The organism is Shewanella sp. ECSMB14101, from assembly GCF_000773485.1.
GTDB lineage: Bacteria > Pseudomonadota > Gammaproteobacteria > Enterobacterales > Shewanellaceae > Shewanella > Shewanella marisflavi.
The window spans coordinates 13,250-33,333 of the sequence record NZ_JSFF01000012.1; the positions used below are offsets into that span (position 1 = coordinate 13,250).

At 51.5% G+C, this 20,084-nt stretch carries 20 protein-coding genes; 13 read left to right on the forward strand and 7 right to left on the reverse strand.

Annotation, left to right across the window (positions count from 1 at the left end; genetic code table 11):
* Positions 1-5 precede the first annotated feature (5 nt).
* A complete protein-coding gene (locus NY07_RS10370; protein WP_081953816.1) occupies positions 6-1,175 on the forward strand; it encodes a BamA/TamA family outer membrane protein in 1,170 nt (389 codons plus the stop codon).
* Here NY07_RS10370 and NY07_RS10375 read toward each other — a convergent pair.
* Complete coding sequence (locus NY07_RS10375; RefSeq protein ID WP_033539290.1) at positions 1,144-2,295, reverse strand: MFS transporter; 1,152 nt, start codon at positions 2,293-2,295, stop codon at positions 1,144-1,146. The two genes, NY07_RS10370 and NY07_RS10375, sit on opposite strands and share 32 nt — an antisense overlap.
* A gap of 99 nt (positions 2,296-2,394) precedes the next feature.
* Between NY07_RS10375 and NY07_RS10380 the strand changes: the two genes are divergently transcribed.
* Positions 2,395-3,171, forward strand: a complete 777-nt coding sequence (locus NY07_RS10380) for an AraC family transcriptional regulator (RefSeq protein ID WP_033539291.1) — start codon at positions 2,395-2,397, stop codon at positions 3,169-3,171.
* Positions 3,172-4,588: 1,417 nt separating this feature from the next.
* Here the strand turns inward: NY07_RS10380 and NY07_RS10390 are convergent.
* The 3 genes from NY07_RS10390 to NY07_RS10400 form a co-directional block, all read right to left on the reverse strand.
* A complete protein-coding gene (locus NY07_RS10390) occupies positions 4,589-5,803 on the reverse strand; it encodes a 4Fe-4S binding protein (protein ID WP_033539292.1) in 1,215 nt (404 codons plus the stop codon).
* A gap of 183 nt (positions 5,804-5,986) precedes the next feature.
* Positions 5,987-6,637, reverse strand: coding sequence for a DUF2959 domain-containing protein (locus NY07_RS10395; RefSeq protein WP_033539293.1), 651 nt, complete (start codon positions 6,635-6,637; stop codon positions 5,987-5,989).
* A gap of 22 nt (positions 6,638-6,659) precedes the next feature.
* A complete protein-coding gene (locus tag NY07_RS10400; protein WP_011867341.1) occupies positions 6,660-6,881 on the reverse strand; it encodes a hypothetical protein in 222 nt (73 codons plus the stop codon).
* A gap of 155 nt (positions 6,882-7,036) precedes the next feature.
* Here NY07_RS10400 and NY07_RS10405 point away from each other — a divergent pair, with 155 nt between their 5' ends.
* From NY07_RS10405 to NY07_RS10425, 5 genes are all read left to right on the forward strand, one after another.
* Positions 7,037-7,891, forward strand: coding sequence for a virulence factor BrkB family protein (locus NY07_RS10405; RefSeq protein WP_052125620.1), 855 nt, complete (start codon positions 7,037-7,039; stop codon positions 7,889-7,891).
* Positions 7,888-8,838, forward strand: a complete 951-nt coding sequence (locus tag NY07_RS10410) for an alpha/beta fold hydrolase (protein WP_033539295.1) — start codon at positions 7,888-7,890, stop codon at positions 8,836-8,838. The genes NY07_RS10405 and NY07_RS10410 overlap by 4 nt, the downstream gene beginning before the upstream one ends.
* A gap of 62 nt (positions 8,839-8,900) precedes the next feature.
* Positions 8,901-9,440 (forward strand): hypothetical protein, encoded by a 540-nt coding sequence (locus NY07_RS10415; protein ID WP_033539296.1) that lies wholly within the window; start codon positions 8,901-8,903, stop codon positions 9,438-9,440.
* Positions 9,441-9,470: 30 nt separating this feature from the next.
* The gene (gene dtd, locus NY07_RS10420) at positions 9,471-9,908 is read left to right on the forward strand and encodes a D-aminoacyl-tRNA deacylase (RefSeq protein WP_033539297.1); all 438 of its coding nucleotides are present in this window, start codon (positions 9,471-9,473) and stop codon (positions 9,906-9,908) included.
* A 14-nt stretch (positions 9,909-9,922) separates the two neighbouring features.
* Positions 9,923-10,363 carry a thioesterase domain-containing protein gene (locus NY07_RS10425; RefSeq protein ID WP_140946947.1) on the forward strand — a complete coding sequence of 147 codons (441 nt, stop codon included), beginning with the start codon at positions 9,923-9,925 and terminating at the stop codon, positions 10,361-10,363.
* A 259-nt stretch (positions 10,364-10,622) separates the two neighbouring features.
* On the opposite strand, the gene NY07_RS10430 is transcribed toward NY07_RS10425, so the two are convergent.
* On the reverse strand, positions 10,623-11,186 hold the full coding sequence (locus NY07_RS10430; RefSeq protein WP_033539299.1) for a NapC/NirT family cytochrome c: 564 nt from the start codon (positions 11,184-11,186) through the stop codon (positions 10,623-10,625).
* Between the two features lie 354 nt (positions 11,187-11,540).
* Between NY07_RS10430 and NY07_RS10435 the strand changes: the two genes are divergently transcribed.
* The 6 genes from NY07_RS10435 to NY07_RS10460 all read left to right on the forward strand — a co-directional run bounded on the left by NY07_RS10435 (position 11,541) and on the right by NY07_RS10460 (position 18,735).
* The gene (locus NY07_RS10435; RefSeq protein WP_052125606.1) at positions 11,541-11,996 is read left to right on the forward strand and encodes a hypothetical protein; all 456 of its coding nucleotides are present in this window, start codon (positions 11,541-11,543) and stop codon (positions 11,994-11,996) included.
* A gap of 117 nt (positions 11,997-12,113) precedes the next feature.
* Positions 12,114-12,551, forward strand: coding sequence for a DUF2057 family protein (locus NY07_RS10440; protein ID WP_052125609.1), 438 nt, complete (start codon positions 12,114-12,116; stop codon positions 12,549-12,551).
* Between the two features lie 105 nt (positions 12,552-12,656).
* Positions 12,657-13,064 carry a hypothetical protein gene (locus NY07_RS10445; RefSeq protein WP_033539300.1) on the forward strand — a complete coding sequence of 136 codons (408 nt, stop codon included), beginning with the start codon at positions 12,657-12,659 and terminating at the stop codon, positions 13,062-13,064.
* A 261-nt stretch (positions 13,065-13,325) separates the two neighbouring features.
* Positions 13,326-13,859, forward strand: a complete 534-nt coding sequence (locus NY07_RS10450) for a heavy metal-binding domain-containing protein (protein ID WP_033539301.1) — start codon at positions 13,326-13,328, stop codon at positions 13,857-13,859.
* A 182-nt stretch (positions 13,860-14,041) separates the two neighbouring features.
* On the forward strand, positions 14,042-15,583 hold the full coding sequence (locus NY07_RS10455; protein ID WP_373681783.1) for an efflux RND transporter periplasmic adaptor subunit: 1,542 nt from the start codon (positions 14,042-14,044) through the stop codon (positions 15,581-15,583).
* Positions 15,584-15,591: 8 nt separating this feature from the next.
* On the forward strand, positions 15,592-18,735 hold the full coding sequence (locus NY07_RS10460; protein ID WP_033539303.1) for an efflux RND transporter permease subunit: 3,144 nt from the start codon (positions 15,592-15,594) through the stop codon (positions 18,733-18,735).
* A gap of 69 nt (positions 18,736-18,804) precedes the next feature.
* Here NY07_RS10460 and NY07_RS19615 read toward each other — a convergent pair whose 3' ends face one another.
* Together NY07_RS19615 and NY07_RS10465 are read right to left on the reverse strand one after the other, a co-directional pair.
* Positions 18,805-18,975 (reverse strand): hypothetical protein, encoded by a 171-nt coding sequence (locus tag NY07_RS19615; RefSeq protein WP_181404194.1) that lies wholly within the window; start codon positions 18,973-18,975, stop codon positions 18,805-18,807.
* Positions 18,976-19,111: 136 nt separating this feature from the next.
* Positions 19,112-19,891, reverse strand: coding sequence for a VOC family protein (locus tag NY07_RS10465; RefSeq protein WP_033539304.1), 780 nt, complete (start codon positions 19,889-19,891; stop codon positions 19,112-19,114).
* Positions 19,892-20,084 lie beyond the last annotated feature (193 nt).

The window sequence follows — 20,084 nt, forward strand, 5'->3', positions numbered from 1 at the left end:
AAGCAATGATTAAAAAAACTCTCTTGTGCGCCTTGCTCATGGCTTCATCACAGGCCCTTGCAGATGCTTCTGATTTTTTCGATGAGCAAGATGGCCAGTTAGATCTGGGTCATTATTTAGCTGAAAATGCCTACGGTTTCCTGCCGATCCCCATGTTAATCACCGAACCCGCTGTCGGTGTGGGTGGTGGCTTGGTGGGCCTGTTTCTGCATGAAACCGAAGAGGAAAAAGTTCGTCGTATGCAAAAGGCCCGTGAATCTATCGACGGTGGTGCCCAGCTTATGCCTGCGGCCATGACTTTAGTGGGTGCGGCGGGTACCGAAAATGGTACCTGGCTTGCGTTTGCCGGTCATCGTCATTCCTGGCTGCAAGATACTATTCGGTATACGGGTATTGCCGGTGTCGCCAATGCGAACCTGGATATCTACTCTCGCCTGGGTGGCCTGTTGCCCCCCGAGCATGCGATTCAATTTGATACTGAGACCCAAGCCGTGTTTGCCTTGCAAAAGGCGCAGTTTAGGGTGGCCAAAACACCCTTGATGTTAGGGGTTAAACAGATCTGGAGCCAGTCGAGCATTTCCTCTTCTGATGCTTTAGTGGATTGGATTCTAAAAAATCGCTTAGGTGATAGCAGTACAACTTCGGGTCTGGGACTTGTAGCCGAGTATGATACTCGCGACAATATGTTCTTCCCCAAAAAGGGTTTCACCGTATCGAGTGAATATATGGTGTTCGATGAGGCTATCGGCTCTGACATTAATTACCAAACCTTGAATGTTAGTGGTGAGGTTTACGTGCCGATCACTGAGCATTGGACCTTCGCCGCCGCGGCCAGCTATGACGCCATCTATGGTGATGACAACGAGCTGACACCAACAGCGAAACCCTTTGTGAACCTACGTGGTGTGTCGGCGTTTCGTTACCAAGGCGATCAGGTCGCCACTGTGCAGTCTCAGTTGATGTATCACTTTGACCACAGATGGACGGTCTCTGGCTTCTACGGTTATGGCCAAACGGCTAATGACAGCAATTATGAAAACCAAGACTCGGTAAATGCCTATGGCGTGGGTTTCCGTTATCAGATTGCCCGTCGTTATGGTATCCACATGGGTGTCGATTTGGCGAGAAGCGGCGACGACAACGCTATCTACTTCCAAGTGGGATCAGGCTTCTAAGCTTTCCCGACAAAGTGGCCAGGGTAAGCAGCAGGGCGGTGATCACTAACGAGCCGCCCAATTGCCCGGTTAGGCTCACTAACGCGAGTCCCAAGGCGATTAGCAGATAGTAGAGCAGGCCAAACAGGGCTCCTGCGGTGCCAGCCTGGTCGTGATAGTCGACTAAGGCTTGGCTAAGCAGGTTAGGAATTGCGATGCCAAAGGCGGCCACTATGATGGCCATGGGCAACAAAAAGCCCAGGTGCGTCTCGGTGAAATACACCCCAATGGCACCAGTAAGGGCCAGCAGGCAAGCCAGTTGCAGCAAGCGCTGTGACATCATGCCTCGCTGTAATAGGCCTTTGTTGACGGCACTGCCAATCAGCGTACCTAGCGCCAACACCACGCCGCTATAACCAAATGCCTGCATACTCAGCGCTAGGCGCTGAAACAGGAAGGGCCCCTGCAGGTAGTAGCTAAACAGCAATACATTAAAACCCGCCACCAATGTCGCATAGTGCCAAATATGGCCATCTTTAACCATACGCTTGCTCAGTGACCAGATTGACCCGGGCAGCTGCCCAGCCGGGCGCGTCTCAGGCAGGCGTTGCAGGCAGATACCAAAAAGCAGCACGGCCAAGAGGCACAGGGTGAGAAATATCGCCCGGTATCCGCCCAAGTCAGCCAGCAAGCCACCAACGGACATGCCGATGACTGGGCCAATGGCAATCCCTATCCCCATGTAAGCGAACACCTTAGCCAGGGCGATGCCGTCGAAACTGTCTCTGAGCATGGTCTGAGTGACCACAGAACCCACGGCCGCGCCGAAGGCGCTGAGGGCTCGCATTGTCAGTAGCCAGTCAAAGCTGGGCACCCAAAGTGCGGCAAACGCCGCGATACCATAGAGCAACAGGCCGAGTAACAGAGCGGTACGCCTGCCCAGATGGTCACACAATATGCCCCAACACACCACGCCTAGGGCGAAGGCCAGGAAATAGATAGACAGGGTCTGGCCCGCCATGGCCTGTGGCACCTCAAAACCTGCGGCAATGTGAGGCAGCGCCGGGCTGTAGAGGGTTTCCACTATCTGGGGAAACATCATCAGGATCACCATCAAGGGGATCGAAGGAGTCGCTTTCATGGTTAATGATTCGCCGTTGTCAAAAGAGTGTGCAGTCTAACGGCCTTTGCTATAGTCCAAATAATATGATTGAGACAAAAAATATCGAAATAAGGACTTATGGCATTTATCGATGAGTCGAGCCTAATAAACCTTGAAGCGCTGGAAGCCGAGGTGGTGGGTATCGCCGCCCGTCTCGGTCAGCACGATTCAGGCATGCATAGCCACACCAAGGCGCAGCTGCTCTATGCTCCTCAGGGGTGTATGACCATCACGCTGGAGAGCCTTCATTGTGTATTGCCGCCCACCCGTGCCGCCTGGATCCCGCCTGAGTGCCGCCACAGTGTGGTGATGGAACGTGTGGTCGATTACCGCTCTGTCTACTTTGCCCCACACCTGACCCAGACTATTGCTAATCGTATTCAAATTCTTGAGGTGACCCCCTTGTTAAAGGCGCTGGTGGAGCGCATGGCCTTTTGGCCCTGGGACAAACCGGCGGCAGCTATGGTGAACACCTATCAGCTATTCTTCGAGGAGTTGGCACAGGCCAAGGAGAGTTACCAGGCGTTACCTTTGCCAAGCGATAGACGCCTGCAAGCCTGGCTGGCAGATTTGCAGCGTGCCCCTTGTGATGTGCCGACCCTCAAGGAGCTGGGGCAGCAGTTAGGCGCTAGTAGCAAGACCATAAGTCGCATTTTTACCCGGCAGACGGGCATGGCGTATCAGAGCTGGCGCCAGCAGTGGCGGTTACAACAGGCAATCGCCTTGCTGGCCACCGACCATCAGGTCAATGATGTCGCCTATCGTCTGGGCTTCTCCAGTGACAGCGCCTTTATCGCCTTTTTCAAGCAGCATACCGGGGCAACGCCGCTGCAGTATTTGCAGCCAAAATACTGAGGGGTTGGCCACTAGAAATGACAATATTTCAATATCTTAGATTTTAGTTTCTGGTTGAGACGGTTATCTAGCGGAACGATTTAACACCATGGCCGCATGGTTAACCTATCGCCTGCCCGGCGAGGGATGTGCTGGATTTTAGCTATTGAGCTTCTGGCTCATACGGTTGTTTAGCTGAGTTATTTGACACCATGGCTTAGTGGTCAATCTATTGCCTGCGGCAGGTGCAGCTGGGGAGCCATAGGCATCTTTTTGTTAGCATTTACCTGAACAGGAGTTTAGTGATGGTGTTTGCTTCCGTAACTGGATGGTTAATCTATCGCCTGCCCGGCGAGGGATGTGCAAGCACTCTTTTGGCCCGCCACAAGCACATCCATGTGGGCTTCACGGCGGCGTCCATGCCGCCGAGAGCCAAAAGCGTGCTTACACCCCTATCTAAACGTCTCTTCGATTAAACGTTACCTGTTGCCGTTCAAGGTGGTGGCTTCTTTCGCTTTGGAGAATGCGAGGAAGTCTTAGCCCTCTTATGAAATAAGCAAAATTTCGCTGTATTTTGGCGGAGGTTACTTTTGTATTGAAAAGAACTGCATGCATTGATATAAAATTCAAGGCGTTACATTTAGTATAGCGGAATGCATTAGGTACTATCGATTCGCCTATTCGGCAATCTCGCTAACATGTATCATAAAACAAGGAAGTATCTTAAATGCAGGAAGGCCATTCAGTATATTTAAACTTTTTTATTAGTTGGTTTCCTATTCTATTAGTATTAATAGTTTGGCTAATCCCTTTGATTGTTATTGGAAAATCAAAAAGAGTAGGAAGGAAAGAAAAAGCCATTTGGTTATTTGCCACATTTTTTGTTAGTTGGGCCAGCTTTATGCTCTATTTAATTATTGCCCCAGTAATGCAAAACGACGACTGACATGTCTGATAACAAACTGATGAAGTCATGTGCCATGCACTTTTTCTAAGAGAAGTTTGCACATGGGCACATTGCAGGGGTGAGGTTACAGCGAAGGTAAGGTCTTCAAACATATGTCATAAATTCAAAATGATCCAAAAAGTTAAGCCTCTCAGCCTTATAAACAAAGCCAAATCGAAGAGACGTTAGATACTGGTGTAAACACGGCTGCGGCCTTCGCCAGCATGGATGCTGGCGTAGAGCCCACAGGGAGGTGCTTGCGGCGTGTCGCAGAAGTGTTTGCACATAAAGCCTGCGGCAGGCAATGGGTAGCGATGAAGGTGCGAGCTTCAACCTGACTCAATAAATGTCGAATACGTTCCGCTTAACCCCACTTCAGGCGATAAGTAGCGATGAAGGTACGACCTTCAATTCCCGCTCAGATGGCGACGTTCCTGAGGGCAAAATTCTCACGGGCACCCCAACTAAGCGGGAACCCCTACCGAAAGGGGATCAATGCCCGATAGCATTCAGATGCTGTATCAAATAGATCCTCATCTCGGTTGGCGTCTGGCTGACCCAGAACCCTCCAACAAAGGCGATAAGCGGGATCATAAACAGCAGCAGTAACAGCATTATGGTCAGGCCGCGGCCCGACAGCGTAACGCCATTGCGGGTGCTTAGCTGCAATGCCTGTTTCTTGGGACAGGCGGAGACGCAGCGCATACAGGCCTGGCATTCGTCCGAGCGCACCGTGTGTATCTCATGCACCTTAATGTTGGCTGGGCAGGCGCGGGTGCATTTGTCGCAGTTCATCCCCTTGGCCTCTATAAGGCAGTGTTGGGTGCTGCGGCGGATCTTAAAGGGGCTTAAGAAGCTGGTTAGGCCGAGCAGGGCGCCATAGGGACAGATATAACGGCAAAAGCCCTGACGACGCCAGGCTGCCAGCAGTAAAATCACACCGAAACAGGCCAGAGTGATAAGGCCTGGGGTGATAAAGAAGAGTGCCATCTTAAGATCGGCAATCTTGTGATAGTTCCCCTCCAGGTAGTGAGGAATACTCTGTGTCGGCATGCCGAGCACGATATAGAGCAGGCCGCCAAGCAGCAGATATTTGAGCATGCGCAGCGGCCAGTCGAGCCAGGTGGGCGGCAATAGTTCACGCTTGATGAAACGTTTTCTTAGTTTATACAGGTACTCTCCGGCGAGTCCTAACGGGCAGGCCCAGCCGCAAAAAGCGCGTTTACATAGCACACCTGTGAGTATCACGACCGTCAGCATCACGGCTGCGGCTGGGTGGTTTTGATCCCATATGCCAAGGCTGATGATCGCCTTGAGTTCAATAGCGCCTGCTATGGGCAGAAAGGCGTCGCCCACGTCGGGTCGCATCAGGTAGGGAGTGATGCCAAGCTTTAGCATCACGGCGTTGGCGGTAAATTGAATGCCAACCAACAGCATGGAAAGCGCCAACAGGTGCTGCACCATCTGGCGGGTCTCATTAATTCGGGTCTCGCCTTTGGTCAGTGCAGGCCGAAACCGATAGGCAAGGGCTAACAGGCCGGCAGCGATTGCCAAGGCGATAAACAGAGGCCAATAGAGGGTTGATAGCGCGGCGCCCAGTAAGGCTGCACCGCTGATGACAGCGCCCCAGCGTTTGCCGCTCCAGTAGAGCAGACTGCAGGTATAGAGAAGGGCCAAGGTTAACGTCAGAGATTCAATAAAGCTCATAGCCAAAAGCCAGTAAAAGTTGCGATAACCATGAGAGTCTGGGTCGGGCTAAAGAGTTCTGACAAGCTGTCACATGTGTGCGCTGCTTCGCTAAAAAACGTTAACTTTGTTGGATTTAGGTGATCTTTGTCGCGACGGGACGAGGATAGTAAAAGCCCTAACCAAGGTTAGGGCTATCAATGATTACTGGTTGCCTTCCATCGATTGGATAAAGCGGTTGGACTCGGCAATCGATTTGTTCATCTCTTTGATCAGGCTTGAGATATCAGTTTGTAGGCTGGCAAACTCGCCCTTGATGGCGCCTATGGCCTGGGCGTTGAGGTTATGCTTGAGATAGAGCATGTTGTCTTTCATAGCCGTCAGGATAGGTGGCATCTTGCTTTCGGCGCGGCGCATGGTGCGGATCAATTGCTCGTAAGAGCGGCGGGTGTCACGCAGCTTGGTTTCGCTGTTGCGGCGCAGACTGGCCTTGCTGATCTCACCGATTTCTGCCTGCCATTCGTCAAACAATGCCTCGGCAACATCTTCGACCTTGTCGATACGGCTGCTGACTTCGTCGGCGGCTTCCTGGGAAGACTCATACTCGTCTCTTGCCTTCTCGTAGGCGCTCTGTAGATCGCCACCATCGTGGTTCAGCAGTGCCTGCATCTCTTCCAGCGCCGAGCTAAACTGCTGCTGAGCCTCTTCCTGGGATTCTTTGGCATCATTTACGCGATCCACCATGATGTCGCGCTTATGGTAGCCCACCTTTTCCATGGCGCCATAGTAGGCGCTCTGGCAACCGCTAAGCATGATGATGGCGCCGAGGGCCGTTGCTGATAGTAGATTTCTCATCCTGACATTTCCTTTAATAGGGTTAATCGGCCTTAAATTTCGCGGCGTCTATAATGCTCCACAGGTGAGCAATACCGCCTATGATGGCTGGGACGATCAACCACCACAGGGCATAGCCCACTATGGTCACGACACAAAACAGGAGTGCCGCCAGGATGCGTCCTTGTACTAATTGGCCCAGGCCTGGGAAAAAGAAACTTGCGATGGCGGCAATCACATTGCCTGCCGAACCTTGTTGGGACATCAATTTCTTCCTTACACTTGTATCTAGTGTCTTTAAACTTGTAATCTTATTGTACCAAGATACGCAGTTAACCCTACTTGAATCAAGAGAATAACGTGATAAATAGAATAGATGTGAGCTTGCTTTGTTCGATAGTGCTGGGTATCTGGCAATTCATGATACATCTAAAACAGCGTGTCGCGGAAGATCAGATAAATATGCGGGCGGGCCACCTGGCCTATGTCACGCTGTTGTCTCTGGTGCCCATGGTGGCGGTGACCATGTCTATGTTGTCGGCGTTTCCTGTCTTCAAAGGAATTCGGGTCCATATCGAGACCTTTATCTACGAAAATTTTATCCCCTCTGCCGGCGACAGCGTGCAGATGTATATCAATGAGTTTGTCGCTAACGCCTCTAAGGGCACGGCCGTGGGTATCGGTGCACTGGTGGTGGTGGCGATTCTGTTGATCTCCAATATCGACAAGTCCCTCAATGGCATCTGGCGCACCACGGAGCAGCGCTCTTTTGTGGTCTCCTTCTCTATGTATTGGATGGTGTTGACCTTGGGGCCTGTGCTGATGGGGGCCAGCCTGGTGGCCACCTCCTATGTGGTCTCACTTAAGGTGTTTAATGGCACAGATCTCAGCGGTGTGGTGCCTATCTTGGTGGAGCGCCTGCCCATGTTCTTCTCGGTCGCCACCTTCCTATTGATCTACATGGTGGTACCCAATACCAAGGTGAAGTTCTTCCATGCACTGCTAGGTGCCATAGTGGCGGCCTTGTTATTTGAACTCGGCAAGAAGGGCTTCGCTCTGTATCTCACCGAGTTTCCAGCCTATGAGGCTATCTACGGCGCTCTGGCGACCATTCCTATCTTATTTGTCTGGGTTTATCTCTCCTGGCTCATCGTCCTGATCGGCGCCGAGATCACTGCCGCCATGCCAGAGTATCTGGATAAGCGCCTGATGGATTTGGTGAACAAGGAGCTGACAGATGAGTCTGACGATCACTTCGACGAGCAGAAAAGGTGAGTCCGGCGAAGTCACATCCGCTGATCCGTCAGGATTGGCTCGATGTTGGCGAGGGGCACCAGCTGTTTCTGGCGCAATATGGTGATCCTCAGGGGATCCCTGTGCTCTATCTTCACGGTGGACCGGGGGCGGGCTGCAATCCTCAAGAGCTTAAGCTGTTTATCGACCGGGGCTTTCATATCTATCTGCTGGATCAGCGTGCGGCGGGGCGCTCTAAGCCCTGCGGCGAAGTGGCCAATAATGATTTTCCCAGCCTGGTCAAAGATATCGAGCGTGTGCGTCACTGGGCCGGCGTCGAAGCCTGGTGTCTGCTCGGTGGTTCCTTTGGTGCGACCCTAGGCTACCTCTATAGCTGTGTCTATCCCCACCGGGTGCTGTCGCAGATCTATTGGGGCATGTTTATTCCCTCTGCCGAGGGGATGGAGTGGCTCTACGGACGAGGGGGCGCGGCGCAGATCTTCTCGACTCAATATCAGCAGTTTTCGGCTGGACAGGGGGAGTCGCTCCAGCAGCTATTTAACCATTTCGAGGAGGGCCTGAATCAGGTCGATGCCGAGGTTCGCCGCGCCTTTGTGCGTCGCTGGTTGAGCTGGGAACTGTCGCTGGCGATACCTGGCTTAGAGTTGAGTGAGGCCTTGGTAGAGCAGGGCAGTGTACTGGCCCGCCTGGAGCTACATTTTGCCCGCCACGACTATTTTGGCGGGTATCAGTTGATGAAACGGGTCGGCGCCGACCTGATCTGTCCGACCATCATTTTGCAGGGGGAACTTGACTGGGTTTGCCCTCAGCGTCTGGTGGATGAATATTTACAGGCCTATGGCCCTAAATTATTAAGGTCTCGCCTGGTGAAAGGGGGTTATCATACTCTGGCCGACACGCGCATGTGCCAGGCGGTTGCCGAGGCGGTGACACAGATGGGGCGTTATCTGGCGAGTGGCCGTTCGTAAGGGAAGTATGTCGATACAGCTAGCTAATCACAATAATATTAAGAGTCTAAGGAAGTAGAATAATGAAAAAAACCATAGCCGCCATCATGGCGCTTTTGATGTGTGGCACTGGATTGGCAAATGAACGCACGCCCCAACCGGTGCCAGAGCGCGTCTATTTTAGTGGCATGAGTAATGATCTGGCGGCCGACGCTTTGTTGGTGTCGCTGATCAATAAGAACTATCTGGCGAAAAAGGTTGGCCCTAACCGCATTGGGGTGCAGTTGGGGGAACATCAGTTTGTATTGCAGCCTAGTTTAAATCCTGAGGGAATAGACCGTATTCTTGCGAGCCGCTTCTATGCGGTTAGTCCTAAGTTAATCGGCACCAAAGAGTTGATGCTGCTCATCGGCACCTTGAACGATAAGCTCAATTTCGCCAAGTTCACCCTGAGGGAAGAGGGCAAGGTGATTCAGGTGCAGGGCGCGGCGACCTTTGTCGATACCCTAGAGCTGGAAGAGCTGCGTCGTTTTCTGATCTGGATTGACGATGCCTTGGTGCGCGTGGGTGAGGCGCTGCCCAATACCACGGAACATATGATTAAACCTATCCCAGTGATGTAACCAGAATAAGTAACTGGAGTCGGTAAGGGAGTGATAGCGTTAATTCAACGGGTCAAGCAGGCCAGTGTCGATGTGGATGGCCATACCATAGGCGCCATAGACAAGGGCCTATTGGTATTGCTGGGCGTCGAGCGGGAAGACGATCTGGTGAAGATGGAAAAATTAGCCAACAAGGTAATGAGCTACCGCGTGTTTAGCGATGAAGCTGGCAAGATGAATCTTAACCTTAAGCAGGTACAGGGCAGTTTGTTAGTGGTGTCTCAGTTTACTTTGGCGGCCGATACCGGCCGAGGTCTTCGTCCCAGTTTTTCGGGGGCCGGAACGCCTGAGCAGGCGAGGCAGCTTTATCAGGCCTTCGTCGATTACTGCGCTGCCCAAGGCGTGCCTGTGCAAACTGGGGAATTTGCCGCCGACATGCAGGTTAGCCTGGTCAATGACGGCCCGGTCACCTTTAATCTGCAGGTATGAGCATGGCGCCGCAGATGGAGGATTTACTTAGGGAACTGGGAAGCACCTGGCATAAGACGATTCCGGTGAGCGCCTTTATGCAGATAGCCCCAGAGAATTATCAAGCTAAGACGCTGACAGTCAGTGCTCCCTTGGCACCTAACATCAACCTGCATCACACCATGTTTGCCGGTAGTATCTACACCCTGATGACACTGACAGGCTGGGGCATGGTATGGCTGCAGCAGAGATTGGCCGGTGTTGAGGGTGACATAGTATTAGGTAAGGCGGATATTCGTTATCTTGCCCCAGTGGGGCAATCACCTCAGGCCAGAGTCAGTTGGCCTGGTGGCGACCTCTCTGTGCTGGCGTCGGGTAAGCGCGCTAAGGTCACCTTGAGTGTGGAGCTCTACTGCGACGAGCAGTGCTGCGCTCAGTTTGAAGGCACCTATGTGAGCCTGCCGAAAGCGGATTAGAGCCTAAGCGGTTCTGTTAATCAGCTTCTCCTCTCGAGCCCTCTTAGACCTTCTGGGTTTGTGGGATGGGTCTCCGGGGTAAATACGCTGACTGCCATGGAGGGTTGGAATGCCGAAAAATGTCGGGAACATTTTTGGCCCTGTACAAATCCCCTCTTAAGCTATCCATGGCCACCGGGGATAAATACATCCCTGTATAAAAAAAGCCTCACACTGTGAGGCTTTTTATTTTAAGAGTCACCCAAGGGTGAGCTGATTCTTATCCCTTAGGATAAGGGTGTGCAACGCCTTTGTGGCAGTCAACACAGGTCTTACGCTTATCAGCTTCTTTCTTGAAGTTGTTTTCGTGCATTCTCTTAGCCATCTTCTTCATGGTTTCAGGCTGGTTCTCGTAGATACGAGTATGACAGTGTTGGCAGTTAGCGCTGTCGTTAGCACGGAAATACTTAAGTGCCAGGTCAGCTTGCTCTTTACGGTTCTCATCCAACCACTCTTGCGTGTTGAAGCCGTCGATAGTGAGGAAACCATAGAGATCTTTAGATACGATGATCTTCTTGATCAGGTAGTCAACAGGACCGTGTGGTAAGTGACAGTCTTGACACTGAACGGTAACACCAGCACGTCCGCCGCCGTGAGCCGACGCCAACACTTCATCTTTCAGAGAGTGATTGCTGTGGCAAGACATACAGAATTCATCTGTACTGGTTGCATGTAAAGTTTGTTGTGTTGCAAAGTAGCCCACAACGCCGACAACAATACCTACCACAAGCAGGGCAAATATTGAGTATTTCGCGCTAGGTTTGAATAGTGCACGCCAGTTCATCACTCTATCTCCAAAATAATACGTATATTTATATCTATTATATTTGATGCATCTCTGTAGCTGAGAGTATAACCAGAAGAAGGCTATTGATCTGGCTTTAAAACCGTAAAATGAGAGCTAGCTCTAACTCTATCTTACATAAGCAAGATTTTCTCAAATTGCTCATAATATATGCGCAATTACTAAAGTTATAGTAAAGGGTGTTAGATGACAAGTTGGTCATCACTTTTGCTACTGGTTAATGATTTTGTTGATATTTTCAGCATATTATTCAGGGCTAATATGACAACTGTTCGCACTAATTAAAAATATTTTGCATTGAAAGGAACCTTTTTCTCTGTCGCCCGGTCTATCATGGTAACTATCACTTATTTGGTTTCCCTTTTTATCTCTATGACACGCATCTTAGGCAAGTTGGTTTTGATCATAGCGCTTCTGGGTCAGTTTATTCTGACGCCAGCGATGGCTATGCCCAGTGCCTTGGTTGCTACTATGCACAGTGGTCAAATGAGCGGTCATATGCAGATGACACAGACAGAGATGCCATCTCAAAACGAGTTAGGCAGGGTGATGTCTCATCAGGGGGAGCCCTGTCAAATGAGTGGTGTTAGTGAACTAGTGGATTGTGAAGCCCTGTGCGCCGCCATCGGTCCCGGTGATTGCGTGTCACACTGCGCCTCGATACTGGGAGCGCTGGACGCCTCGGTACCATCTCTGGCGGTACCAGATCATTCTGGTCCTATTGTTACTTCTGCCTGGTCGCTACAGACGGCCGAGCTTACCCCCTTATCACCCCCTCCCATAGGCTAATGCTTCGTTCTTAACTCGCGTAATACGTACGAACATTAATCCGCCGCGCCGCTAAAGAGCCTTGCGTGGCCAAGCATTCAGCTAAATTGTCAGGTGAACACCTGATGGGAGTTAATCATGAAAACACGTCATTTTGTTAGCAGCCTTTTTGCCTCGGCCTTGACCCTTTTTGTCGCCAATGTTGCCAGTGCGGCCACTCTTACCTTGCCTAGTGAGTTAGAGGTGCAAGGGAGCGAAGTGAAACTGGTTCAGCAACATAAGGTATTATCCTTAGATTCCGGTAAGCAACTTGTCGAGGTAGTCTATCGCGACCTGTTTGCCGATAACGCCGATGATTCCGGTGCCTGGATCACCTCTGCACCTCTCTATTTAACCTTAGATGTCCGTAGCGACGATGCTTATCGACTGGTGCTGCCTGAGATAGTCACTCAGCAGGACGCCGAAACCTTTATCCGCATGCCCAAGGCGCTTCTGATGTCTGAAGGTGGGCAACAACAGCAGCTTACCCTGATGAATCATCAGCAGCTGATGGAAAAGATCTGGCTGGAGAAGTAGTCGCGTCGAGGAAAGGCAGCCTTGAAATGTTGGAAATGTGAGTTTTATCAAGGCCAAATTTCGAGATCGTGATAGACTTGGAACATCTCATTATAGGGTTACACCATGCGTCGTACGCTTAGACATCACACTTTAGTCGTTTTAACACTGCTCACATTGCTGGGCCAAGTGTTGCTGGCTAATGGCGTGTCTATGGTGTCTCATGCACAGGCGGATGAGCTGCCCATGATGCAGATGAATGAGAGGTCTGGCTGTAATGATGACAGCGCAAAGATGCAGTCTCACTGCTGCGATGATGAGCAAAATGTGCTTCCCGCTGCTCAGCATTGTTGTGAAGGCAAAGGATTTTGCAAGGGAGATTGTAATCACTGCGTGGTGATCTCTGTGACAGGCACCTTGTTTACCGTTACGCCCTGGCCTGGTGTAGCGGGTTCCGAGTCTATTCTGGCCACTCAAGTGCCTCATTTCCACTCTATTTCTTTAGGCTCAGCCTTCAGACCTCCGATCGTCTGATCTTATCTGGCGTCTCGTTGTCGAGTTGCCTGAGTCTAAATCGATATACCCCTTTAGTTTCGATTGACGTTATTGCTCGGTGTATTGGCGTAATTTATTCCTGTTGATTTTGGAGAAGCTCCATCCTCAGGAGCGCCTCAATATTTACTTCACTGATGTTTAACGAAAAATGAATTATATTAGCCGCATATTAAATATGGTGTGTTTGAGTATTAAGCAACTCGGCATCCCGCTGCGGTCATCATTTGATGGAGTCCATAAATGAAAACCCTTATCAGTCTGATTTTAACTGCTTTTATATTTGTAACTTCCGCCCCGCAGGCGTTTGCCGAGCAGCACCATGGCGCGGTAGCCGAGCAAGGTTATGACTGCCCCATGCATCCTGAAGTAAAAGGCGCCAAGGGCGATACTTGCCCTAAATGTGGCATGAACCTGGAGCCAGCGGCTCACCATGGCATGGCCAAGCATGACGGCAAAAATTGTGACAAATGCCCTCATCATCAACATGCTAAAGGTGACAAAGCTGGTGGCTACGAATGCCCTATGCATCCAGAAGTAAAAGGCGCCAAGGGCGATACCTGCCCTAAGTGCGGTATGAACCTAGAGCAAGCTAAGGCGAAGCAGGCTGGCAAGGCTTGTGATAACTGCCCTAAGCATAAACATCAGATGGCCAAGCATAGCCATCACTGCCCTATGCACCCAGAAGTGAAGGGTGCGAAAGGGGATTCATGTCCTAAGTGTGGCATGTTCCTTGAGCCTGTGGCGAGCGCAGATAGCGCCCACAAGCATCACTAGTTCATGAGTGGAGATGAGGCATTATGAGTCAGGTAAATTCGAAAAACAGAGGCCAAAAGCTTGCTTATCTTTTGAGCCTATTTCTGGTGGCGACACCTCAATTAGGCTATACCCAGGCCAGCGACACTCATGCACATGAGAATCATCAGCATCAGTCTGGCCTGAAAACATATGCCTGTCCAATGCACCCCGAGGAGACCAGCCACGAGCCTGGTAGCCGCTGCCCTAAGTGCAATATGTTCTTGGTGGAGCAGGAGACTCAGGCCGAGCCCATTAGCGAGCAGGGAGTGAAGACCTATGTTTGCCCTATGCACCCAGAGGAAACCAGCCATGAGGCGGGTAGCCGCTGTCCTAAGTGCAATATGTTCCTGGTGGAGCAGGAGACTCAGGCCGACCCTATTAACGAGCAGGCGGCGAAGACCTATGTCTGCCCAATGCACCCTGAAGAGACCAGCCATGAGCCTGGTAGCCGCTGCCCTAAGTGTAATATGTTCCTGGTAGCCGAAGAGGAAGAGGAATCGCCCAGCACTAAGTCGCAAGCTGAGATGGATCACAGTCAACATGATCCCTTATCTCAGGCGAAACCTGCACCGCTCACCGGCGAACCATCGATTAAATATGTTTGCCCCATGCATGCCCACATTGTCAGCGACGTGCCCGGTACTTGCCCTATTTGCGGCATGAACCTGGAGAAAGTTGAAGTGGGTGGTAACCAGCAGCAGATAGAGATAGATGTGTCGGGTGGTATGCAGCAGGCCTTAGCGCTCAAGGTCGCTAAGGCAGAAAGAGATACCCTGTGGAAGTTTGTGCAAACCGTGGGGCAGATTGGCTACGACGAGAGCCAGATCAACCATATTCACGCTAGGGTTAATGGCTGGATTGAAAAATTAGCCATCAATGCCGTAGGCGATAAGATCACTAAAGGGCAGCTCTTGTATGAGATCTACTCACCGGATCTGATTAACGCCCAGGATGATTATCTTTTAGCGCTTAGTAGCCTCAATAGCTCTAGGGATAGCGGTAACTATCAGGACTTGGTGCGTAAGGCAGGCCTGCGTCTCGAGCTGTTGGGGATGAATAAGGCACAGATCAAGCAACTGGCGAAGACCAAGCAGACCCAGTATCGGGTGCCTTTCTACGCCAAGGCTGACGGTATAGTGAAAGAGCTGTCGGTTCGTGATGGCATGTATATTCAGCCCGCCATCGAGGTGATGTCAGTGGTGGATCTGTCTAAGGTGTGGGTCATTGCCGATGTATTCGAGAATGAGCAGAGTTGGCTGGCTATCGGCCAACCCACAGAGGTATCTGTGCCTGCCATGGGACTTAAGGATATCGAGGGAGAGATAGATTATATCTACCCAGAGCTTGACCCTGTGACTCGCAGCTTGCGAGTGCGTATTGTGCTGCCAAACAACGAGGTGGAGCTACGTCCGAACACTCTGGCTAAGATAGAGATCTACGGCGGCCCGAACGAGGATGCCTTAGTGATACCGCAAGAAGCTTTGATCCAGACAGGTAAAGAAAACCGGGTGATCGTCAAGCAAGATGATGGCGGCTTCGTCGCTCGTCAGGTGACCGTGGGCATGATGTCCCAAGGTAAAGCGGAGATCTTAAGCGGCATTAGCCAAGGTGAGCAGGTGGTGATCTCGGGTCAATTCCTGCTGGATTCTGAGGCGAGCCTTAAGGGTAGTTTGATGCGCCTTAGCAGCGGCCATCAACACTAGGGGGCACCATGCTAAAGAAAATTATTGAAGCCTCTATCAACCAGAGATTGATGGTGTTGATCATCGCCTTGATGATCACCGTCTGGGGTGTGCAGGAGCTGAGAAATACGCCGCTCGATGCCCTACCGGATCTCTCGGATGTACAGGTGATCATTAAGACCCCTTATGCGGGGCAGGCGCCTCAGCTGGTGGAGGAGCAGGTCACTTACCCGCTGTCTACCGCTATGTTGTCGGTTCCCGGCGCCAAGACGGTTAGGGGTTACTCCTTCTTCGGCGATTCTTATGTTTATGTGATCTTTGAAGATGGTACGGATATCTACTGGGCGCGTTCACGGGTGCTGGAATACCTGAGTCAGGTTAGCAGTCGTTTGCCACAAGGGTTGCAACCTTCGCTGGGGCCAGATGCCTCGGGCGTGGGCTGGATCTATGAGTATGCCTTGGTGGATCGCTCCGGTAGCCTGGATCTGTCTCAGCTTAAGAGTCTGCAAGACTGGTACCTGAAACTCGAGCTACAGAGTGTGGCCGGGGTGTCTGAGGTTGCCACCGTCGGCGGCATGGAGCAGACCTATCAGGTGGTGATTGAACCCGATAAGCTGGTCACCTATAAGCTGGATATCGCAGCGGTGAAGAGTGCTATCACCAAATCTAATACCGAAGCTGGTGGCTCTGTGATTGAGATGGCCGAGGCTGAGTATATGGTGCGCGCCAAGGGTTATCGTCAGACGCTGGAGGATTTCAGAGAGATCCCGCTAGGGGTAACCAGTCCTTCAGGTACGCCCTTGCTGTTAAAAGATGTGGCCACAGTGCGCAAGGGACCAGCCTCTCGACGCGGTATCGCTGAGCTTGACGGTGAAGGTGAGGTCGTCGGTGGCATTATCGTGATGCGTTATGGCGAAAATGCCCTGGCAACCATAGACGCGGTCAAGGCAAAGCTTGAACAGCTAAAGGCGGGTCTGCCCAAAGGGGTGGAGATTATTCCGACCTACGACAGATCTGAGCTAATCAACGAGTCGGTGGAAAACCTGTTTCACAAGGTGATCGAGGAGATGTTGGTGGTGGGCTTTGTCTGTCTACTGTTCCTGCTCCATGCGCGCTCAACACTGGTTGCGGTGATCACCCTGCCATTGTCGATTCTGATCGCCTTTATCGTGATGAATAAGATGGGGGTGAATGCCAACATCATGAGCCTTGGCGGTATCGCCATCGCCATCGGCGCCGTGGTGGATGGCGCGATCGTGATGATCGAAAACATGCACAAGCACCTTGAGCACTTCAAGGATGAATATCAGCGTGATCCTGACAACAAGGAGCATTGGCATATTGTTGCTAAGGCGTCTATCGAAGTGGGGCCTGCGCTATTTTTCTCATTACTTATCATTACGTTAAGTTTTGTGCCTGTGTTCGCTCTCGAGGCCCAGGAGGGACGTTTATTCAGCCCGCTGGCCTATACCAAGACCTTTGCCATGGCGGCTGCGGCGATCCTGTCGATCACCTTAGTGCCTATTCTGATGGGCTACTTTATTCGCGGTAAGATCCCTAAAGAGACCAGTAACCCCCTTAGTCGGGTGTTGATCGCCCTCTACAAGCCGTCTCTTAATCTGGTACTGCGTTTCCCTAAGATCACCTTGATCTTGGCGGTTATGGCTCTGGGTAGCGCCTGGTATCCTGTCACCAACATGGGTAGCGAGTTCATGCCTGAGTTGGAGGAGGGAGATCTTCTCTATATGCCAACGGCACTGCCGGGAATCAGCGCCAGTAAGGCGGCCGAGGTGTTGCAGCAGACCGATAGGTTAATCAAGACTGTACCTGAGGTGAAACGTGTCTTTGGTAAGGTGGGTCGCGCCGAGACGGCGACCGATCCTGCGCCGCTGACCATGCTGGAAACCACCATCATGCTTAAGCCGAGAGAGGAGTGGCGTGAAGGAGTTGAGCTACAGGATGTGATAGACCAGCTGCAGAAAACGGTAAAAGTGCCAGGTTTGACCAACGCCTGGGTGCAACCCATTAAGACTCGTATCGACATGCTCTCTACAGGTATCAAGACTCCTGTGGGGATTAAGATCACCGGCGCCGATGTGAATGAGCTGCAGAAGGTGGGTGCCGATATTGAGGCGATTCTGAGTCAGATGCCCAATACCAAGTCGGCCTACGCCGAACGTGTGGGTGGTGGTCGCTATATCGATATTACGCCTAAGCTGGATGTCGCCTCGCGCTACGGCATGACGTTGAGCGATATTCAAGATGTGGTGCGTTACGCCATAGGCGGTATGGATATTGGTGAGTCGGTTCAGGGGGCGGAGCGTTATCCGATCAACCTGCGTTATCCTCGGGCGCTGCGAGATAATATCGAGAAGCTCAGAGAGCTGCCAGTGATCACTAAGTCGGGTCATTATCTGCCGCTGCGTAATCTGGCGGATATCGAGATCACCGATGGGGCTCCTATGCTCAAGAGTGAAAACGGCCGCCTGATCTCCTGGGTATTCGTAGACATTCAGGGCACCTCGATTGGTGAGTATATCGATGAGGCCAAGGCAGCCTTAGGGCAGCAGCTGAATGTACCGCCAAGGTACAGCTACAGTTTTGCTGGACAGTATGAATATATGCAGCGGGTCGATGCCAAGCTGAAGAAGGTGATCCCCATGGCGCTTGGCGTGATCTTCATTCTGCTGATGATGACCTTTGGCTCGACGATGCAGGCTTCTATTATCATGCTGAGTCTGCCGTTTGCTTTGGTGGGGAGTACCTGGTTGCTCTACATGCTCGACTACAACATGTCGGTCGCCGTAGCGGTGGGGATGATCGCCCTGGCGGGTGTGGCTGCCGAGTTTGGTGTGGTGATGCTGGTCTATCTCAACAATGCCATCAAGCATCGTAAAGAGACTGGCGGCTATGAGTATGTAACGGATCTCAAGGAGGCGCTGATAGAAGGTGCTGTGATGCGTATTCGCCCTAAGGCGATGACGGTAGCCACCATCTTCTTTGGTCTGCTGCCCATCATGTGGGGTGCAGGTTCAGGTAACGATGTGATGCAGAAGATTGCCGCACCTATGGTGGGTGGTATGGTCACAGCGCCCTTGTTGTCGCTATTCGTCCTCCCAGCCCTCTACCTGCTTATCTATGGCCGTCGCTTGAAGCGCTCAGCCGAGGCATGATGAAGCTGTTTGAATCATAGAGATAAAAAGCACTGCCTAGGCAGTGCTTTTTTTATCAGTCAAAGGCAGCTATTTACAGCGGCCGATATTGGAGCCTGTTGAGCGTACCCTTTTGCACTCTTTAGTCGCTTTGTTGCTGGTGTTGTCAGCCGTTTCTGTGTCTGACTCTTGGGTCGATGCACAGCCGCTAAGGCCGATTAAGAGTGTCGTCGCCATGATAGGCATCCATTTTTTAAGCATGTTATTACATCCCTGATTAGTGGTTAACAAGATTGCCCAAGTCAATGTGCAAGGTTATGAACCTAACTAAAACAAAGAGTTAAAACAATGCCTCTTCCATTTTAAGCCTTCAGATTAGTGCTTTTTTACTAAGGATTTACGCTGTAGTGAGTCGTATGACTGACAAGGTGCCGCCCTGAGGATCATTGATCACCGAAAAGCGTCCTACTTCGGGAATATCCGTTGGCGGTACGCAGACTCTGCCGCCAATCTCTGTGGCTTTGGCGACGGTGGCATCACAGTTGTCTACCATGATGTAGGGCATCCAATGGGGAGGCATGTCGCCCCATTCTGCGGTCATGGCCATCATGCCGCCGATAGCGCGTTCACCCTGCATCCATTCGTAGTAGATGAAATCCTCCATTTGAGATTCACGTACTTGCCAACCCAGAACCTGGCTGTAAAAGGCTGTGGCTCTGGCGGTGTCGCGGCAACATAGCTCGATCCAGCAGAGTGTATTGGGCTCGCCCATGCGCATAGAGCCTATATGATTGCCCGCTTGCCAAAGGGAGAAGCCAGCGCCTTCTGGATCTAGGCATTGTGCCATCTTACCTGCATCTCCCACGCTGTGAGGGCCTAAGAGTACCTGGCCGCCGTGCGCGATCACTGCCTCTAGGCTGTTTTCCAGGTTGTCGACGGCAAAATAGATGCTCCAGTGAGTCGGTACCTTGTCATCTATCATATTTTGCGGCAGCTGATACATGGCGCCTATATCATCATCTTCTGTGGCAAACATGGTGTAGACACCATCAGGGATGGGCATATCCTTTAGCTGCCAATTGAACAGTTCGCTGTAGAAATGCTTACCCGAGGCGGCCTCATGACTGGCCAGCTCAATCCAGCAGGGATCGCCATGTTGATAGCTTGCAATCTTCATCTTGGAGTCCTTTGCTGAGGAAGGTGCGAATAAGTCCCGTGCTTGCTCTGCGTGTGCTTAAAGTGGATAGATGCAAGGCACAGTTCTTGCGAATGGCCCTAGTCCTTCGCAAGAACTGTAACGCAGCAAATACCGCTGTAAGCCTCGCCCTGCGGGGCTTTGATAGCAACACCATTTCGGTGTCATTCAACTT

Coding starts and splice junctions, on each gene's coding strand:
- NY07_RS10450 (WP_033539301.1), top strand. CDS start 13,326: ATGAAAACCCTTATCAGTCTGATTTTAACTGCTTTTATATTTGTAACT.
- NY07_RS10395 (WP_033539293.1), bottom strand. CDS start 6,637: ATGAGAAATCTACTATCAGCAACGGCCCTCGGCGCCATCATCATGCTT.
- NY07_RS10380 (WP_033539291.1), top strand. CDS start 2,395: ATGGCATTTATCGATGAGTCGAGCCTAATAAACCTTGAAGCGCTGGAA.
- NY07_RS10425 (WP_140946947.1), top strand. CDS start 9,923: ATGGAGGATTTACTTAGGGAACTGGGAAGCACCTGGCATAAGACGATT.
- NY07_RS10445 (WP_033539300.1), top strand. CDS start 12,657: ATGCGTCGTACGCTTAGACATCACACTTTAGTCGTTTTAACACTGCTC.
- NY07_RS10415 (WP_033539296.1), top strand. CDS start 8,901: ATGAAAAAAACCATAGCCGCCATCATGGCGCTTTTGATGTGTGGCACT.
- NY07_RS10430 (WP_033539299.1), bottom strand. CDS start 11,186: ATGAACTGGCGTGCACTATTCAAACCTAGCGCGAAATACTCAATATTT.
- NY07_RS10390 (WP_033539292.1), bottom strand. CDS start 5,803: ATGAGCTTTATTGAATCTCTGACGTTAACCTTGGCCCTTCTCTATACC.
- NY07_RS10400 (WP_011867341.1), bottom strand. CDS start 6,881: ATGTCCCAACAAGGTTCGGCAGGCAATGTGATTGCCGCCATCGCAAGT.
- NY07_RS10370 (WP_081953816.1), top strand. CDS start 6: ATGATTAAAAAAACTCTCTTGTGCGCCTTGCTCATGGCTTCATCACAG.
- NY07_RS10440 (WP_052125609.1), top strand. CDS start 12,114: ATGAAAACACGTCATTTTGTTAGCAGCCTTTTTGCCTCGGCCTTGACC.
- NY07_RS10405 (WP_052125620.1), top strand. CDS start 7,037: ATGATACATCTAAAACAGCGTGTCGCGGAAGATCAGATAAATATGCGG.
- NY07_RS10460 (WP_033539303.1), top strand. CDS start 15,592: ATGCTAAAGAAAATTATTGAAGCCTCTATCAACCAGAGATTGATGGTG.
- NY07_RS19615 (WP_181404194.1), bottom strand. CDS start 18,975: ATGCTTAAAAAATGGATGCCTATCATGGCGACGACACTCTTAATCGGC.
- NY07_RS10375 (WP_033539290.1), bottom strand. CDS start 2,295: ATGAAAGCGACTCCTTCGATCCCCTTGATGGTGATCCTGATGATGTTT.
- NY07_RS10465 (WP_033539304.1), bottom strand. CDS start 19,891: ATGAAGATTGCAAGCTATCAACATGGCGATCCCTGCTGGATTGAGCTG.
- NY07_RS10455 (WP_373681783.1), top strand. CDS start 14,042: ATGCACCCCGAGGAGACCAGCCACGAGCCTGGTAGCCGCTGCCCTAAG.
- NY07_RS10435 (WP_052125606.1), top strand. CDS start 11,541: ATGGTAACTATCACTTATTTGGTTTCCCTTTTTATCTCTATGACACGC.